The organism is Aeromonas sp. MR7 (assembly GCF_963899385.1).
Taxonomy (GTDB): domain Bacteria; phylum Pseudomonadota; class Gammaproteobacteria; order Enterobacterales; family Aeromonadaceae; genus Aeromonas; species Aeromonas bestiarum.
In genome coordinates this window covers 841622-855716 of sequence record NZ_CAWQXH010000011.1, presented here as the reverse complement: position 1 = coordinate 855716, position 14095 = coordinate 841622, and the positions used below count along the sequence as shown (strand labels likewise).

General features: G+C 60.3%; 11 protein-coding genes and 1 tRNA gene. 8 read left to right on the top strand and 4 right to left on the bottom strand.

Features of this window, described 5'->3' with window-relative positions:
* Window positions 1-24: 24 nt before the first annotated feature.
* The 7 genes from AACW87_RS08925 (at window position 25) to alr (ending at window position 8752) form a co-directional block, all read left to right on the top strand.
* Window positions 25-1704, top strand: coding sequence for a methyl-accepting chemotaxis protein (locus AACW87_RS08925; RefSeq protein ID WP_241324759.1), 1680 nt, complete (start codon window positions 25-27; stop codon window positions 1702-1704).
* Between the two features lie 10 nt (window positions 1705-1714).
* Window positions 1715-2245 carry a chemotaxis protein CheW gene (locus AACW87_RS08920; RefSeq protein ID WP_098984283.1) on the top strand — a complete coding sequence of 177 codons (531 nt, stop codon included), beginning with the start codon at window positions 1715-1717 and terminating at the stop codon, window positions 2243-2245.
* The gene (locus AACW87_RS08915) at window positions 2242-3105 is read left to right on the top strand and encodes a CheR family methyltransferase (RefSeq protein ID WP_241324758.1); all 864 of its coding nucleotides are present in this window, start codon (window positions 2242-2244) and stop codon (window positions 3103-3105) included. The genes AACW87_RS08920 and AACW87_RS08915 overlap by 4 nt, the downstream gene beginning before the upstream one ends.
* Window positions 3102-4178 (top strand): protein-glutamate methylesterase/protein-glutamine glutaminase, encoded by a 1077-nt coding sequence (locus AACW87_RS08910; protein WP_241324757.1) that lies wholly within the window; start codon window positions 3102-3104, stop codon window positions 4176-4178. Before AACW87_RS08915 ends, AACW87_RS08910 begins: the two co-directional genes overlap by 4 nt.
* 2 nt (window positions 4179-4180) lie before the next feature.
* A complete protein-coding gene (locus AACW87_RS08905; RefSeq protein ID WP_241324756.1) occupies window positions 4181-5401 on the top strand; it encodes an EAL domain-containing response regulator in 1221 nt (406 codons plus the stop codon).
* Between the two features lie 122 nt (window positions 5402-5523).
* Complete coding sequence (locus AACW87_RS08900; protein WP_241324755.1) at window positions 5524-7155, top strand: methyl-accepting chemotaxis protein; 1632 nt, start codon at window positions 5524-5526, stop codon at window positions 7153-7155.
* 442 nt (window positions 7156-7597) lie between these two features.
* A complete protein-coding gene (alr, locus tag AACW87_RS08895) occupies window positions 7598-8752 on the top strand; it encodes an alanine racemase (protein ID WP_241324754.1) in 1155 nt (384 codons plus the stop codon).
* A 744-nt stretch (window positions 8753-9496) separates the two neighbouring features.
* Here alr and AACW87_RS08890 read toward each other — a convergent pair.
* Window positions 9497-9584 (bottom strand) — tRNA-Ser (locus tag AACW87_RS08890).
* A 213-nt stretch (window positions 9585-9797) separates the two neighbouring features.
* Window positions 9798-10253, bottom strand: a complete 456-nt coding sequence (locus AACW87_RS08885; RefSeq protein WP_084214039.1) for a YbjN domain-containing protein — start codon at window positions 10251-10253, stop codon at window positions 9798-9800.
* A 157-nt stretch (window positions 10254-10410) separates the two neighbouring features.
* On the opposite strand from AACW87_RS08885, the gene AACW87_RS08880 reads away from it, so the two are divergent.
* On the top strand, window positions 10411-11748 hold the full coding sequence (locus tag AACW87_RS08880) for a flavohemoglobin expression-modulating QEGLA motif protein (protein ID WP_103472946.1): 1338 nt from the start codon (window positions 10411-10413) through the stop codon (window positions 11746-11748).
* Between the two features lie 54 nt (window positions 11749-11802).
* Here AACW87_RS08880 and AACW87_RS08875 read toward each other — a convergent pair whose 3' ends face one another.
* Window positions 11803-12384, bottom strand: a complete 582-nt coding sequence (locus AACW87_RS08875; protein ID WP_043136617.1) for a thymidine kinase — start codon at window positions 12382-12384, stop codon at window positions 11803-11805.
* Window positions 12385-12470: 86 nt separating this feature from the next.
* On the bottom strand, window positions 12471-14051 hold the full coding sequence (locus AACW87_RS08870; RefSeq protein ID WP_241324753.1) for a Na+/H+ antiporter NhaC family protein: 1581 nt from the start codon (window positions 14049-14051) through the stop codon (window positions 12471-12473).
* Between the last annotated feature and the right edge of the window lie 44 nt (window positions 14052-14095).

Sequence of the window (14095 nt, the reverse complement as noted above, 5' to 3'; positions counted from 1 at the left end):
TAACAGGATTCACGGAGTAGAGCCATGGACTGGTTTCACAACTTGCAAGTCAGAACAAAGCTGGTGTTCTCGTTTTCCATTCTCATGTTGTTGCTGGGCGTGCTGACGCTCACCAGCTACTCCTCCACCAAGGAGATGGCAACGCTGGTCGAGAACATGCATGCCAATCAGCTCGTCCCCATCAAGGATCTGGCCAACGCCAATATGCAGGCCATATACACGAGTCGGGCCCTCTATCGCTATGTGCTTGAAAACAACGAAAAAACAAGAAAAGAAAATGAAAACAACATGTTGCGCTATGAAAGCAATATGAATGAACTGATCGACAAGTACCGCAAGACCTCCCTCACCCAGCCAGAAATAGATCTGTTGGCTCGCTTTGACCAGGCATGGGCAATTTACAAACCCATAGCCGACAGCATCATACGGACTGTGCAATCCGATGCGGGGGACAATCTCAATAACCAGAAAGCCGCCATCATGCTGGCCGAACAGGGGCGACCGGCGTTCAATGTTGCTGACGATCTTCTCACCGACCTGGTCAACCTGAATGACAAACTCGCCACTCAGTCATTAGCCGACAGCAAAATCGTTTATGGGGACAATCTGCAGATCCTGATCGCCATCGCCTGCAGCGCCTTTCTTATCTGCTTCATTCTGTCCCTGCTGGTGACCCGCAGCATATTGCGCCAGCTGGGAGGAGATCCTTCCTATACGGTGCAGGTGGTAGCCCGCGTCGCCGACGGCGATCTCTCCACCCCTGTGCTGCTCAGAGCCGACGACACCAGCAGCCTGCTTTACGCTATCAAGAGCATGGCCCACCGCCTCTCCGATACCCTCAACGAGGTGGGTGCCATGTCGGAGGCGATAGGCTCGGCCTCCGAGCAGGTGGCCGCCACCGCCAATGCCCTCTCCCAGACGTCGTCCGAACTCGCCTCCAGCGTCGAGCAGACCAGCGCCTCGGTCGAGGAGATGACGGCAACAGTGAGCCAGAATGCCGACAACGCCAGGGTGACCGAGAACATCTCCACCAAGGCCGCCAGCAGCGCCACCGACAGTGGCAAGGCAGTTGGCGAGATGGTCCACGCCATGAAGGAGATAGCCTCGCGCATCACAGTCATCAATGACATCGCCAACAAGACGGATCTGCTGGCCATCAATGCCGCCATCGAGGCGGCCAGGGCCGGTGAGCACGGCAAGGGCTTTGCCACCGTCGCCGCCGAGGTGAGAAAGCTGGCGGAGCGGTCACAAACCGCCGCCAAGGAGATAGGCGAGCTGGCGGGTCGCTCCGTCAGCGTGGCCGAGCAGGCGGGTTCATTGCTGCGCGAGATGCTGCCCGGCATCGATCAGACCGCCACCCTGGTGCAGGAGATAGCCTCCGCCTCCCGCGAGCAGCGGGCCAGCGTCTCCCAGATCAACATAGCCGTGACCCAGATAAGCGATGGCATGCAGGCCTCGGCCGCCTCGGCGGAAGAGCTCAGTTCCACCTCGGAAGAGCTCAGCTCCACCGCCCTGCAACTGCAGGAGCTGATGCAGCAGTTCACGCTCAGGGGGGGCAACAACCGCCAACCCCACCCCTTGCACAGTGCCACCTACTCCGCCGCCAGACGCATCAAGCCGAAGAAGGGACCAGCTCGTCAGCAGCCCTTCCATGAAGAGGATCTGGAGCGGGAAATCGACGATGGCAAGTTCACCAACTATTAGGAGCAGGCCGATGAGAGATACCTTTGCTCCTGCTGCCACGGCTTCCCATTTTCACTGCGTCACCTTCATGCTGGGGGGGGAGCTGTATGGGGTCGACATAGGCTGCATCCGTGAAATCATCGAGTTCGAAGGCATGACCCCGGTCCCCATGATGCCGCGCTTCGTGCGGGGCATCATCAACCTGCGCGGCGCAGTGGTACCGGTGATCGATCTCTCCATCCGCTTTGGCAGAGATCAGACCCCGCTGCTGCCCACCACCTGTGTCGCGATCCTCTCCCTGCCCAACAGCAATGGGGAGGAGCAGGAGATCGGCATGCTGCTGGATGCGGTGTGCGAGGTGCTGGAGATCCGAACCGACACCATAGAGCCTGCCCCGACCTTCGGCACCCACATCCGGGGCGACTTCATTCAGGGGGTGGTCACCATAGATCAGCGGTTCGCCATCCTGCTCGACATGCATAAGGCACTCTCCATCACAGAGCTGAGCGCCATGGCCGAGGCCGCCACCGGCCAGCTGTTCTCACAAGAGCAAGGCGGATGAACATGGCGGCGCCGCTGTTCACGCCAGAGCTGGTCCCGACCCTCAGTCAGAGCGAATTTGATCTGTTTCGACGCTTCATCCTCAACACGGCGGGCATAGATCTCGCCCCCTGCAAGCGGGCGCTGGTGCAATCCAGGCTCGCCAAGCGGCTGCGGGCGTTGCAGCTCACCAGCTATCAAGCCTATTGGGAGCGGATAAACCAGCCCCTCGATCCCCTGGAACGCCAGCTCGCCATCAATCTGCTGTCGACCAACGAGACCTATTTCTTTCGCGAGGCCCAGCACTTCAGCTGGCTGAAACACCATGCCGAGCAGCTGCTCGCCAGTCGCAGCCAGCCGCTTCGCGTCTGGTCAGCGGCCTGCTCCACCGGCGAGGAGGCTTACTCCGCCGCCATGGTGCTGGCCGAGCAGCTCGGCATCAACGAACGCTGGAGCATTCATGGCACCGACATCAATACCCGCGTCATTCCCTTTGCCCGGCGCGCCATCTATTCGGTCGAGCGGGCCCGCCATGTGCCACCCCATCTGTGGCTGCGCTACTTTCAGCGCGGTCACGACGAATACGCGGGCAAGATCCGGGTCAAGCCGGCGCTCGCCAGAAAAGTCGCCTTCGCCAACCTCAACCTGCTGTCGTGCGGCGATTATCAGGAGCGCAATTTCGATGTGATTTTGCTCAGGAATGTCCTCATCTACTTCAACGACACCACCAAGGCCCGCGTCCTGACCCAGCTCTGCCAATTGCTGAGACCCGGTGGCTATCTGCTGGTCGGGCACTCAGAGGTCATTCGCCAACAGGACCTTCCCCTGGTGCAGGAGGCCCCTTCCCGCTATCACCATCTGCCAGCCAAGGATGCGCCATGACAATACGGGTATTGATCGTCGACGACTCGGCCCTGGTGCGGGAAGTGCTGACCCAGATGCTGAGCAAGGCTGCGGACATAGAGGTCATTGGCGCCGCCTTCGACCCCATCTTCGCCATGCAGCAGATGAAGAAGTGCTGGCCCGATGTCATCATCCTCGACATAGAGATGCCGCGCATGGACGGGCTGACTTTCCTCAAGAAGATCATGGCCGAGCGCCCGACCCCCGTCATCATCTGCTCCTCCCTGACCGAGGAGGGCGCCATGATCACCCTGGAGGCCCTCTCGGCGGGGGCCATCTCCATCGTCACCAAGCCCAGCGTGGGCATCAAGAGCTTCCTGCAGCAGTCGACCAACGACTTCATCCAGGAGATACGAGGTGCCGTCAGCGCCAAGCTGCGCAATCTGCTGCCCGCGACCAATCAGATTGCGGTCGTCCCGCGCCACAATGCCGATGAGATGCTCTCCCCCCCGGCCGGTCGGATCTCGTTTCGCACCACGGAGAAGATCATCGCGCTCGGCACCTCCACTGGCGGCACCCAGGCGCTGGAGTACCTGCTCTCCCGCCTGCCGGCCAGTTGCCCTGGGCTGGCCATAGTGCAGCACATGCCGGCCCGCTTTACCGCCTCCTTCGCCGAGCGGCTCAACAGCCTCTCCCAGCTGGAGGTAAAGGAAGCCGCCACCGGCGATCGCCTGCTGCCGGGCGTCGCCATCATAGCCCCGGGCGGCAAGCACCTGCTGATCCAGCGCAGCGGCACCCAGTATCTGGCCGAGGTGAAAGAGGGCCCGCCGGTCTCCCGCCACTGCCCGTCGGTGGACGTGCTGTTTCGCTCGGTGGCCGTGAGCGCGGGCAGCAATGCGCTCGGCATCATCATGACCGGCATGGGGGACGACGGTGCCCGGGGCATGAAAGAGCTGCACGACACAGGGGCCCGCACCATAGCGCAGGATGAAGGCAGTTGCGTGGTGTTTGGCATGCCCAAGGAGGCCATAGCCCATGGCGGCGTGGACGAAGTCATGTCACTCACCCACATCACCCAGACGCTCAGCCGTCCGGATCAGCGAGGCGTGTAATTATGTCGTTGGAAAAATGGCAAGGACGCAGTGCCATGGTGGTCGATGACTCCCGCACCCAGCAGTATGAGGTGACCTGCCTGTTGCAGGAGCTGGGGTTTGGCCACGTTCATGTGGCTCAGGATGGTCAGGATGCACTGGACAAGTTGCAGCAGCTGGAGCGCATAGACGAGCGCATCGACCTGCTGCTGACCGACCTCAACATGCCGGGCATGGACGGGGTGGAGCTCATCAGCAACCTGGAGAAAAATACCCACTACCGGATGTTTGTGGCCGTGATGAGCGGGGTGGAGCGGGATGTGCTGGACGTGATCCACGCCATTGCCGATGCGGGTACCCTGGAGGTGATAGGCGTGCTGTCCAAGCCGCTCAAACAGAGCGACCTGCGCAACATGCTGCAGCATTGCGATCCCCTGGTGCACAGGGAGAACAAGAAGTGGATGCAGCTCACCTTCACCGCCGACGATGTGCAACAGGCGCTGGACAACCGGCAACTGGTGCCCTTTCTGCAACCCAAGATCACGATGGCGGATTCGCGCCTCTATGGCTTTGAGGCCCTGGTGCGCTGGCTCCATCCCGAACACGGCGTGATCCCGCCCGTCTGTTTCGTCCACCATCTGGAAGAGGGGCAATTGGCGCTGGATTTCTTTTATCACTTCCTGCACGCCACCTGTGATGCGCTCACGACACTGGCCAGCCTGCCCGGCCCCATCAGCTGCTCGATCAATTTGCCGGTGAGCCTGCTGCTCACGGATAAATTGGTCGAGAACATGATTGCCGTCGTGCAGGAGCATCAACTGCCCTGCAACGCCATCATTATTGAAGTCACAGAAACCACCTTCATGTCCAATCTCTCCATGTCATTGGGCACCCTGGCCCGTTTGCGGCTCAGGGGGTTTGGCGTCGCAATGGATGATTATGGCACCGGCTACTCCTCCATGAAGCAGTTATCCCGCTGCCCCTTCACCGAGATCAAGATAGATAAAGAATTTGTCCATGACGCCCATAGCAGCCCGAAGAAGCTGCCTATATTGACCTCAGCCATCGTCATGAGCCAGAAGCTCGGGCTCAAGACGGTGGCCGAAGGGGTTGAGAGCGAAGAGGACTGGCGGCAACTGGCCCTGCTGGGCTGTGAACTGGCCCAGGGCTATTACGTCAGTCGTCCCTTGCCTGTGGCACAGATAGCGGCCTGGTTTGCCGAATGGCAAGCCAGGGTGACATGAAGGGTGAAATAACAAGGATGCAGAAACGATATTGTGGTGCTCACCCGGCCAGGGGTGAGATGACAAGAGAGCAGTCGTAATCTCGCTGCAGGGAACGCAAATAAAACAAGCATGAGGCTACCATGAACAACCTACTTCGTCAGATCTCCATCAAGACGCGGCTTATCGTCTCTTTTCTGTTGCTGAACCTCATCCTGATCGGGGTGGGGCTCTACGGCAAACAGAATACCGCCACCGTCAACGACATGCTCAATGACATGTATCTCAACATTCTGACCCCCATCACAGATGTCTCCAACGCCAATATGCAGGCCATCTACCATAACCGTTCGCTGTTTGACTATGTCATCGAGCCCACTCCTGCGGGGATGGACAAGATCGCCAGCCAGATGGATGGCTACGAACAGAAGATGAATGCCCTGCTGAATAAATACCGGGCAACCCAAACCTCCGATCAGGAAAAATCCGTGTTGACGGAGGTGGACAGAGCCTGGCCGATTTACAAGGAAGCGGCGAAAAAAACCATGACGGCAAGCGCAGCCAATGACAACGACACCGCCATCAAGCTGATGAAGGGGGAAGCCGCCGCCAGCTTCCAGGTGGTCGACGACCTGCTCAGCAAGCTGGTGGACATCAATCAGGGGCTCGGCAAGAAGGCTTATGATGACAGCGACGTGATCGTCACCGATATCACCACCGCCACCTACACCATACTCGCCGGATCCGTCATGCTCTCCCTGTTGCTGGGCTGGCTGCTCAGCAGCAGCATCAATCTGCCCTTGCTCGCCATCATGAGCGAGCTGAAGCAGCTGGCGCAAGGGCATCTCACGGCGCAGGACAGTGCGGAAGGCAACGACGAGCTGACCCAGATGCAGCAAGCCATGAGCAGCACCCGCCACAGCCTGCGCGACATCGTCTCGACCATGCAGCGCGCCGCCGAAGGGTTGACCGCCAGCTCCTCCCAGCTGGTCGCCGCCGCCCAGCAGGTCAACACCAGCTCCCAGCAACAGTCGCTGGCGACCGCCAACACAGCCGCATCGGTAGAAGAGCTGACCACCTCGGTCTCCCAGCTCTCCTCCTTCGCCAACCAGGCCAACAGCGTGGTGATGCAGTCGGGGGAGATTGCCCATTCGGGCGAAGAGCAGGTCAAGCACGCCTCACAAGAGGTGCTCAAGGTCACCACGGCCGTCAACGACTCGGCCAAACAGGTGCAGGGGCTGTTCGATGACATCACCCGCATCAGCCAGATCTCGGTGATGATCCAGGGGGTGGCGGATCAGACCAACCTGCTGGCACTCAACGCCGCCATCGAGGCCGCCCGGGCCGGTGACATGGGCCGTGGCTTTGCCGTGGTGGCCGACGAGGTGCGCACCCTGGCGGCGCGGACGACCCAGGCGACGCAAGAGATCAACGAGATGCTCAAGTCGATCCAGCAGGGGGCCACAGGCGCGGTCAAGGGAATGAATGCCTGTGCCGACAGCATGAGCAGGGTGCGAGAAACCACCGACAGCTCCAGCGATACCATGGCCCAGGTGGATCAGAGTTCCCGCAAGGTGGTGGGCCTCATCCAGGAGATCAGCTCCATGCTCCATGAGCAGGCCGCCGCCAGCCAGCTGATCGCCCAGTCGGTCGAGGAGATCACCCAGATGTCGCTGGAGAACGTATCCGCCGCCGAGAGCGTCAACCACGATGCCTCCCAGCTGACCGACATCATCCACCAGCTCAACCAGGGCATAGGTTTCTTCAAGGTGTAACAGGCCAGCAAGGGCTGCCATCCCGGCAGCCCTGCTTTTCCCCTCCCCCACACCTTCATCCGGCCGGTCTCGGCTCCCAATCCGTGTCAAACCCCATCAACCCGAGCCGGGTCCTGCCGCCAACTCACTGAAAAATCCACATTAACCCCTGCCTTTTGGCGGGTCATAACCAGTGATAAATATCGCGTGATAGGGAGCAAGACAAAGCGTTGGGAAGCACATTTATACAGAGGAATATCCCGTATTCAGGCCATTAATGCGCTCCCATTCGCCACGTAATTTACCAAACAAAAAACAACTGATAACATAATCGTACATTTTAAAGCATATAAATAAACATCCGCTGCGTACTCCGGCGACCCGACACAGGGCGCCCAAGCCAGCGGGTCAAGGTTGAGACGAACAGCCAACCCAGATCCTCATCGAGCAGACACCCAAACCCATGATGAACACAGTTACGGCCAGCATCGATGTCGATGCGCTCCATCACAATTTTGCCGTCGTGCGGCGTCACGCCCCCCACAGCAAGATCATCGCGGTCCTCAAGGCCAACGCCTATGGTCATGGCCTGCTGCAGGTCGCCAACACCCTGGTCCAGGCGGATGCCTATGCGGTGGCGCGACTCGAAGAGGCGCTGGTGCTGCGTGCCAATGCCATCACCAAACCCATTCTGGTGCTGGGTGGCTTCTTCTCAGCCGAGGCACTGCCGCTGCTGGCGGAGCACAATCTACAGACCACACTGCACACCTGGGATCAGCTGGCACTGCTCGAACAGGCCAAGCTGCCCGCTCCCATCAAGGTCTGGCTCAAGCTCGATACCGGGATGAACCGGCTGGGGGTGAGAGCGCAGGATCTGCCCGCCTTCATCGAACGACTGAGCCATTGCAGGAGCGTGGTACAACCCTTCCATCTGATGACCCATTTCGGCCAGTCCGACGAGCAGGAGAACCAAGCCACCCAGCAGCAGATCGAGGCGTTCAACCTGCTCACCGCCCACCTGCCGGGCGAGCGGGCCATGGCCAACTCGGCGGGGATCCTGGCCTGGCCGGGTTCACGCAGCGACTGGATAAGACCTGGCATCATGCTCTATGGCGCCTCCCCCTTCGGGGGTCAGCTGGCCACCGATCATGGGCTGCGCCCCGTCATGACCCTCAAGAGCCAGCTCATCGCCATCAGAGAGTGCAAGCGGGGAGAATCGGTAGGATATGGCGCCCATTGGGTGGCCCAGCGCGACACCACCCTGGGGGTGGTCGCGGTCGGCTATGGCGACGGTTATCCGCGCATGGCTCCCGAGGGGACGCCCATGCTGGTCAATGGTCGCCGGGTGCCCATTGTCGGCCGGGTCTCCATGGACATGATCACGGTCGATCTCGGGCCACACGCCAGCGACCAGTGCGGGGATGAGGTGATCCTGTGGGGAGAGGGTCTGCCGGTGGAACAGGTGGCGGAGAAGATAGGGACTATCCCCTATGAACTGCTGACCCGCCTCACCTCCCGGGTGTTCGTCACGCTTGCCCAGCCCTGCGCCAATGCACAGTCGCTGGCAGACGCCGATATGCCCTCATATGCAGGCCACGCCCGGCGAGTCATGGCCTAGCACAAGCTCCCCCATCTCAACTCGGGAGAGATGAGGCATGGCGGCATCTAAAAAACACCCGGCGCAGCCGGACTGCGCCGAGTGTGACTGATCCTGTGATGGCTGAGGCAGGCTCACGCTGGCCGGCCACTCCGAGCCAGGTGAGTTGCTCGACATAGACCCCAGAATCTTGTCCTGGCTAGTCGATATCAAACCCGACCAGCATCTGCGTGATCAAGGCGCCGGGCATCATGAGTTGCAGCCCCTCCGTCAGCCGGGCCCCCGTTTGCGCAGGGCATCTGCCGGGCAAGGTGTCCGTTGGGGCTTGGCCCCGAACTCTTTGAACACACAGACCCAGGCCGAGAGATGCGCCTAGACCCACACGGCATGGTCGCCGGTCACCCCCTGGCAGGCTAGCGCCAACGCGGCATCGGCAATGGCCGGGTTGACTATCTCGCCCGCCACCCGTGTGATGCTCAAGGCCCTGAAGCCAGGGGTCAGCGCGGCGATCCCGCGCTCGGCGAAGGTGCGTCCCCCGGCAGGCAGTGAAAGATGACCTGCCTGACAGCAAAAAACCGACCATAGGGTCGGTTTTGGTGGCATTCGGCCGGGATGCGCTCACCGTCAGCAGGCTCTCGCCCAAGGGGCACTCTTGGCAGCCCGGCATGGCTGGGCCTGTCCGCTTGCCGAGCCAGGATACGGGTTGTACCAGCAAGCACTGAAAAACAAAAGGGCCTGTCTTTCGACAGGCCCTTTTGTTTTATTTGGCGGTGAGGGAGGGATTCGAACCCTCGATACGTTGCCGTATACACACTTTCCAGGCGTGCTCCTTCAGCCACTCGGACACCTCACCAATTTGTTTTAGTCATGTGCCGTTGCTTGCCAATACCATCGACTGGCAGCCACTTGGGCACATCACCAAATTTTGGTCTGTTGTTTAACGTGTTCAGCCAACACTGTGTTCACGGCGCTGTTGCGCTGGAACGGGGCGTAATTTAGGGGAAAGCCCCGCCGGCGTCAACGGCTTTTTTTGCCTGACGAATCGTTCGCACATTTAACGCACAAATCAGTGCACGCATTCCGGCGCGACCAGGATCTCGGGCAGGTTCAGGAAGCCAAGGCGCTCGCATTCGGACACCACTTCATGGGTCGCGGCCGTGGTGCTTTCGACGAACAGCAGGAACTGTTCCACGGAAAGACCCGCCTTGGTGAACACTGTGTGGCCCACGATGAGGCGCGGCAGGTTGTCATCGATAATGTCGAGGAACACCTTGAGCGACGGGTACTGCATGTTGAGGCGACCCAGTTCGGCCATCAGCGGCAGCAGAGAGGAGGGACGCACTTCCAGCTCGGATGAAAACAACAGCCCTTCCTCTTCGACAAAGATCCGGCTCTCCTGGATGCCGTCGACGGACTGCAGGGAGACAATGTGGATGCCATGACACTGATCGCAGACATAGTGCTCGATACGAGCCTGCTGCAACCAACGCATTATCATTTCAGAGCTGGGGATATTCATCATTTCCACGACACGATAAGGATCAAGGGGCGCAGTCTAAACCAATTTTCCGGCAACCAAAAGTGCAGTGGCCGGATAAGCAGGGAGCCAGCTTCTTTTTGGCAAACACTATGCATATACTCAGCCATTCTCGCCCCACCTTCACCCCACAGAAGGCCTGATGACCATCCAAGAAAAGTACCGCCTGCATCTGAAATCCCTGTCGGATGAACTGCTGGCCCTGCAAAAGCCCATTCGCATTCTGGATGCCATCAAGTGGCCCCGTCACCTCCAGGCCGATTTTCTGGCCAACGGGGGACGAACGCTGCCCGCCATCGACCAGCACTTCTACGATGCCCTGCCCCTCGGCTTCGATCCCCGCAACAAGTATCTTGAACTCAAGGAGTTGCGGGACAGGATCCGGCGTCGGCTGGGCCCTCAGGACGATCTGGGCCGGATCCTGCAAGAGACGGTCGATCAGTACATGGTGGTGATCGAGATGCTGCGCCAACGCGGGCAGCCTGATTTCCTGCGCTACAGCCAGCTGCTGTACGGCTCGGCCAGCGATCACCTGCGCGGGGATCGCAAGACCCTCAAGGAGCTGGGAGCCCGCTTGTGCGACATCTTCTCTCTGCCCGGTGCCCGTCATCTGGTGCGCCCCTACCCCAAGGAGTTTGAAGGGGAAGCGGCGGTCGCCAAGCTGCAGGGCAAGCTGTCGAGCTATTTCAGCGACGGCACTGTACAGGTCAAGCTGAGCGATGGCATCGTCTCGGACGCCGCCGCCGGCGGCGATTACATCAAGCTCAACTCCCACGCCCGCTTCTCCGAGCTGGATCTGCAGGTGCTGGAGGTACACGAGGGCTGGGTGCACGTGGGCACCACCCTCAACGGCCGCCAGCAACCCTACGCCACCTGGCTCAGCGCCGGCTCGCCGCGCATCACCGCCTGTCAGGAGGGGCTGGCGGTCCTGATCGAGACGCTCACCTTCAGCTCCTTTCCGGATCGGGCCAAGCGCATCTCGGATCGGGTGATGGCCATCGACATGGCGGAGCGAGGTGCCAATTTTGTCGAGGTGTTCCAGCATTTTGTGGCACAGGGCACCAGCGAGCACGACGCCTACAAGATCACCCAGCGGGTGTTTCGTGGCGGCATGGTGGGCGGCGGCGCCTGCTTTACCAAGGATCTCTCCTACGTGCGCGGCTACGTGGAGACGGTCAACTTCATCCGCAGCGCCGTGCTGGAAGGGGTCCCCGAGATCCTGCCCATGCTGTTCGTCGGCAAGGTGACCCTGGACGACATCCCCGTGCTCTATCAGCACTATCTGGAAGGGCTGATCGATGCCCCCCGCTATCTGCCGCCCATGTTTCGCGATCTCACCGGGCTCTACGTCTGGTTCGGCTTCGCCTCCGGCATGTCGCTGGTGGACATAGGCCGGGTTCAGCAACATTTTCGCCAGCTGTTCCATCGCCTGCCGGTGGCCGATCCCATCATTGCCCCCGTGGATATCGAGATCGACTGAGTCGCAAACAAGAAGGGCGCCAGATTGGCGCCCTTCTCTCTTATCCCGGCCGGATCACTTGTAGGCCCGTCCTTCCAGATAGTGCTTGCGGCACAGCGACACATAGCGATCGTTGCCACCTATCTCCACCTGCTCGCCATCGCGCATCACCTGGCCTGCTTCATTGACCCGGGAATTCATGTGCGCCTTGTTGCCGCACCAGCAGATGCTTTTCAGCTCTTCGAACTTGTCGGCGAGACAGAGCAGATGGTAGGAGCCGGGGAACAGTTCACCGCGAAAGTCGGTCTTGAGACCGTAGGCCATCACGGGAATATCCTGCTCATCGACGATGCGCGCCAGCTGGTAGACCTGCTCGCGGGTCAGAAACTGGGCCTCGTCGACGATGAACACATCGATGCGCTTCTCGGCATGGCGCGCCTTCACCATCTCGAACAGATCGCAGCCGTCACTGAACACATCCACCTTCAGCTCCAATCCCACCCGGGCACTGATCACCCCGGCGCCGAAGCGGTCATCGATGGCCGGTGTCATGGCCAGGGGCTGCATGCCCCGCTCCAGATAATTGAAGTGGGCCTGGATGAGCTGGGTGGATTTGCCTGAATTCATGGTGGCAAATTTGTAGTGCAGTGAAGCCATGGTGTTGTTCCGAAACTGAATTTATGGGGCGCATGCTAACCAAAGCCCCTGCCAAAACCAAGGGGCCCGTGGGCCCCTTGTTCTATTTATGCGATAGCCAGCTCTCGATGGAGCCGAGCCTTGCGCAGATGGTAACCGGAGAAGATCACAAACCAGAGCCCGCTGACCGTAAAGCCCGCCAGCACGGAATGCATCAACCCCATGACCAAGTAACCGAGCGCGGCACCGAAGGCGATGGCCAGCGCATAGGGCAGCTGGGTCATCACGTGATCGATGTGATGGCACCCTGCGCCCGTGGCCGACAGTATACTGGTGCTCGAGATGGGCGAGCTGTGGTCACCAAATACCGAGCCTGCCAACACGGCGGCCAGCATGGGCAGCATCAGGCTGATGTCGCTGGCTGCCGCCATGTCACCGGCCAGCGGCAGCATGATGCCGAAGGTGCCCCAGCTGGTGCCAGTGGCAAACGCCATGGCGCAGGAGAGGATGAACACCACAGCCGGCAACACCTCGATCGGCAGGTTGCCGTTGGCCATGGAGGCCAGGTACTTGCCGGTCTCCACGTCGCGCACCACGGCGCCTATGGTCCAGGCAAACAGCAAGATATTGATGGCAGGCAGCATGGCCATGATCCCTTGCGGGGCGGCCTTCATCCAGTTCTTGGCGCCGAGCTTGAGGCGCATGGCCAGACCGATGGACACCACCAGGCTGCACAGGGCGCCATAGACCAGGGAAGAACCGACATTGGTGTTCTCGAACGAGCCGAGCACGCTGAACGGCAGCCCCTTCTCGCTCAGCACGGCGGCACCGGAGTGGATCATGAAGTAGACGGTGGCGGCGGTCAGGGTCAGGATCGGCAACACCATGTCGATCATGCCGCCATTGCTCTCTTCCGGGCTCTCCATGTCCAGACCTATGGGACGGCCCTTGGACTCATCCCACAGCTTGCCTTCCAGCGCCCATTGCTCATGCTGACGCATGGAGCCTATGTCGAGCTGGAATGCGATCACCACCAGCACCATGATCAGGGTGAACACTGCGTAGAGGTTCATCGGGATCATTTCGACGAAGGCGGAGATGGGGCTCTGATCGGTCAGACCGTGCGCCGCCATGATGCCACCTACCAGGGCGATGATGTAGGCACCCCAGGAGGAGATGGGCATCAGCACGCAGACGGGCGCCGCGGTGGAGTCCAGCAGATAGGCCAGCTTGGCACGGGAGATCTGGAAGCGGTCGGTGACCGGACGGCAGATGGCCCCCACCGACAGGCTGTGGAAGAAATCATCGATGAAGAAGGCAAACACCATCATGCCGGTGAGCGCCTTGGCCCCCTTGCGGGTCTTGGCACGACGCTCTGCCCACTCGGCGAAGGCGCGAGTCGCACCGGAGACGCTCATCAGGCTGATGAGGCCGCCCAGCAGCAGCATGAACAGCAGCATGTTGACGTTGTCACGGTTGAGTGCACCCTCGACCCAGAAGATCTTGAGCACGGTATTCAACATGTAATGCAGGGAATCGAGCGGGGAAAACTGATTGAGCAGCAGGCTGCCGGCAACAATACCTACCCCCAGCGACACCAGGACGCGGCGGGTGATGATCGCCAGAGCGACGGCCAGTAAAGGGGGAATGATAGACCAACCGGAGTCGGCGTAATGAATGATGTCCATGATCTCTTTGCACCTAAAGACAGCAGGTGGAGATCTACCGAGAG

What these genes read in the sequence shown, in the direction of transcription:
- AACW87_RS08925 (WP_241324759.1), top strand. Translation starts at nt 25, where the DNA reads ATGGACTGGTTTCACAACTTGCAAGTCAGAACAAAGCTGGTGTTCTCG.
- AACW87_RS08920 (WP_098984283.1), top strand. Translation starts at nt 1,715, where the DNA reads ATGAGAGATACCTTTGCTCCTGCTGCCACGGCTTCCCATTTTCACTGC.
- AACW87_RS08915 (WP_241324758.1), top strand. Translation starts at nt 2,242, where the DNA reads ATGAACATGGCGGCGCCGCTGTTCACGCCAGAGCTGGTCCCGACCCTC.
- AACW87_RS08910 (WP_241324757.1), top strand. Translation starts at nt 3,102, where the DNA reads ATGACAATACGGGTATTGATCGTCGACGACTCGGCCCTGGTGCGGGAA.
- AACW87_RS08905 (WP_241324756.1), top strand. Translation starts at nt 4,181, where the DNA reads ATGTCGTTGGAAAAATGGCAAGGACGCAGTGCCATGGTGGTCGATGAC.
- AACW87_RS08900 (WP_241324755.1), top strand. Translation starts at nt 5,524, where the DNA reads ATGAACAACCTACTTCGTCAGATCTCCATCAAGACGCGGCTTATCGTC.
- alr (WP_241324754.1), top strand. Translation starts at nt 7,598, where the DNA reads ATGATGAACACAGTTACGGCCAGCATCGATGTCGATGCGCTCCATCAC.
- AACW87_RS08885 (WP_084214039.1), bottom strand. Translation starts at nt 10,253, where the DNA reads ATGATGAATATCCCCAGCTCTGAAATGATAATGCGTTGGTTGCAGCAG.
- AACW87_RS08880 (WP_103472946.1), top strand. Translation starts at nt 10,411, where the DNA reads ATGACCATCCAAGAAAAGTACCGCCTGCATCTGAAATCCCTGTCGGAT.
- AACW87_RS08875 (WP_043136617.1), bottom strand. Translation starts at nt 12,384, where the DNA reads ATGGCTTCACTGCACTACAAATTTGCCACCATGAATTCAGGCAAATCC.
- AACW87_RS08870 (WP_241324753.1), bottom strand. Translation starts at nt 14,051, where the DNA reads ATGGACATCATTCATTACGCCGACTCCGGTTGGTCTATCATTCCCCCT.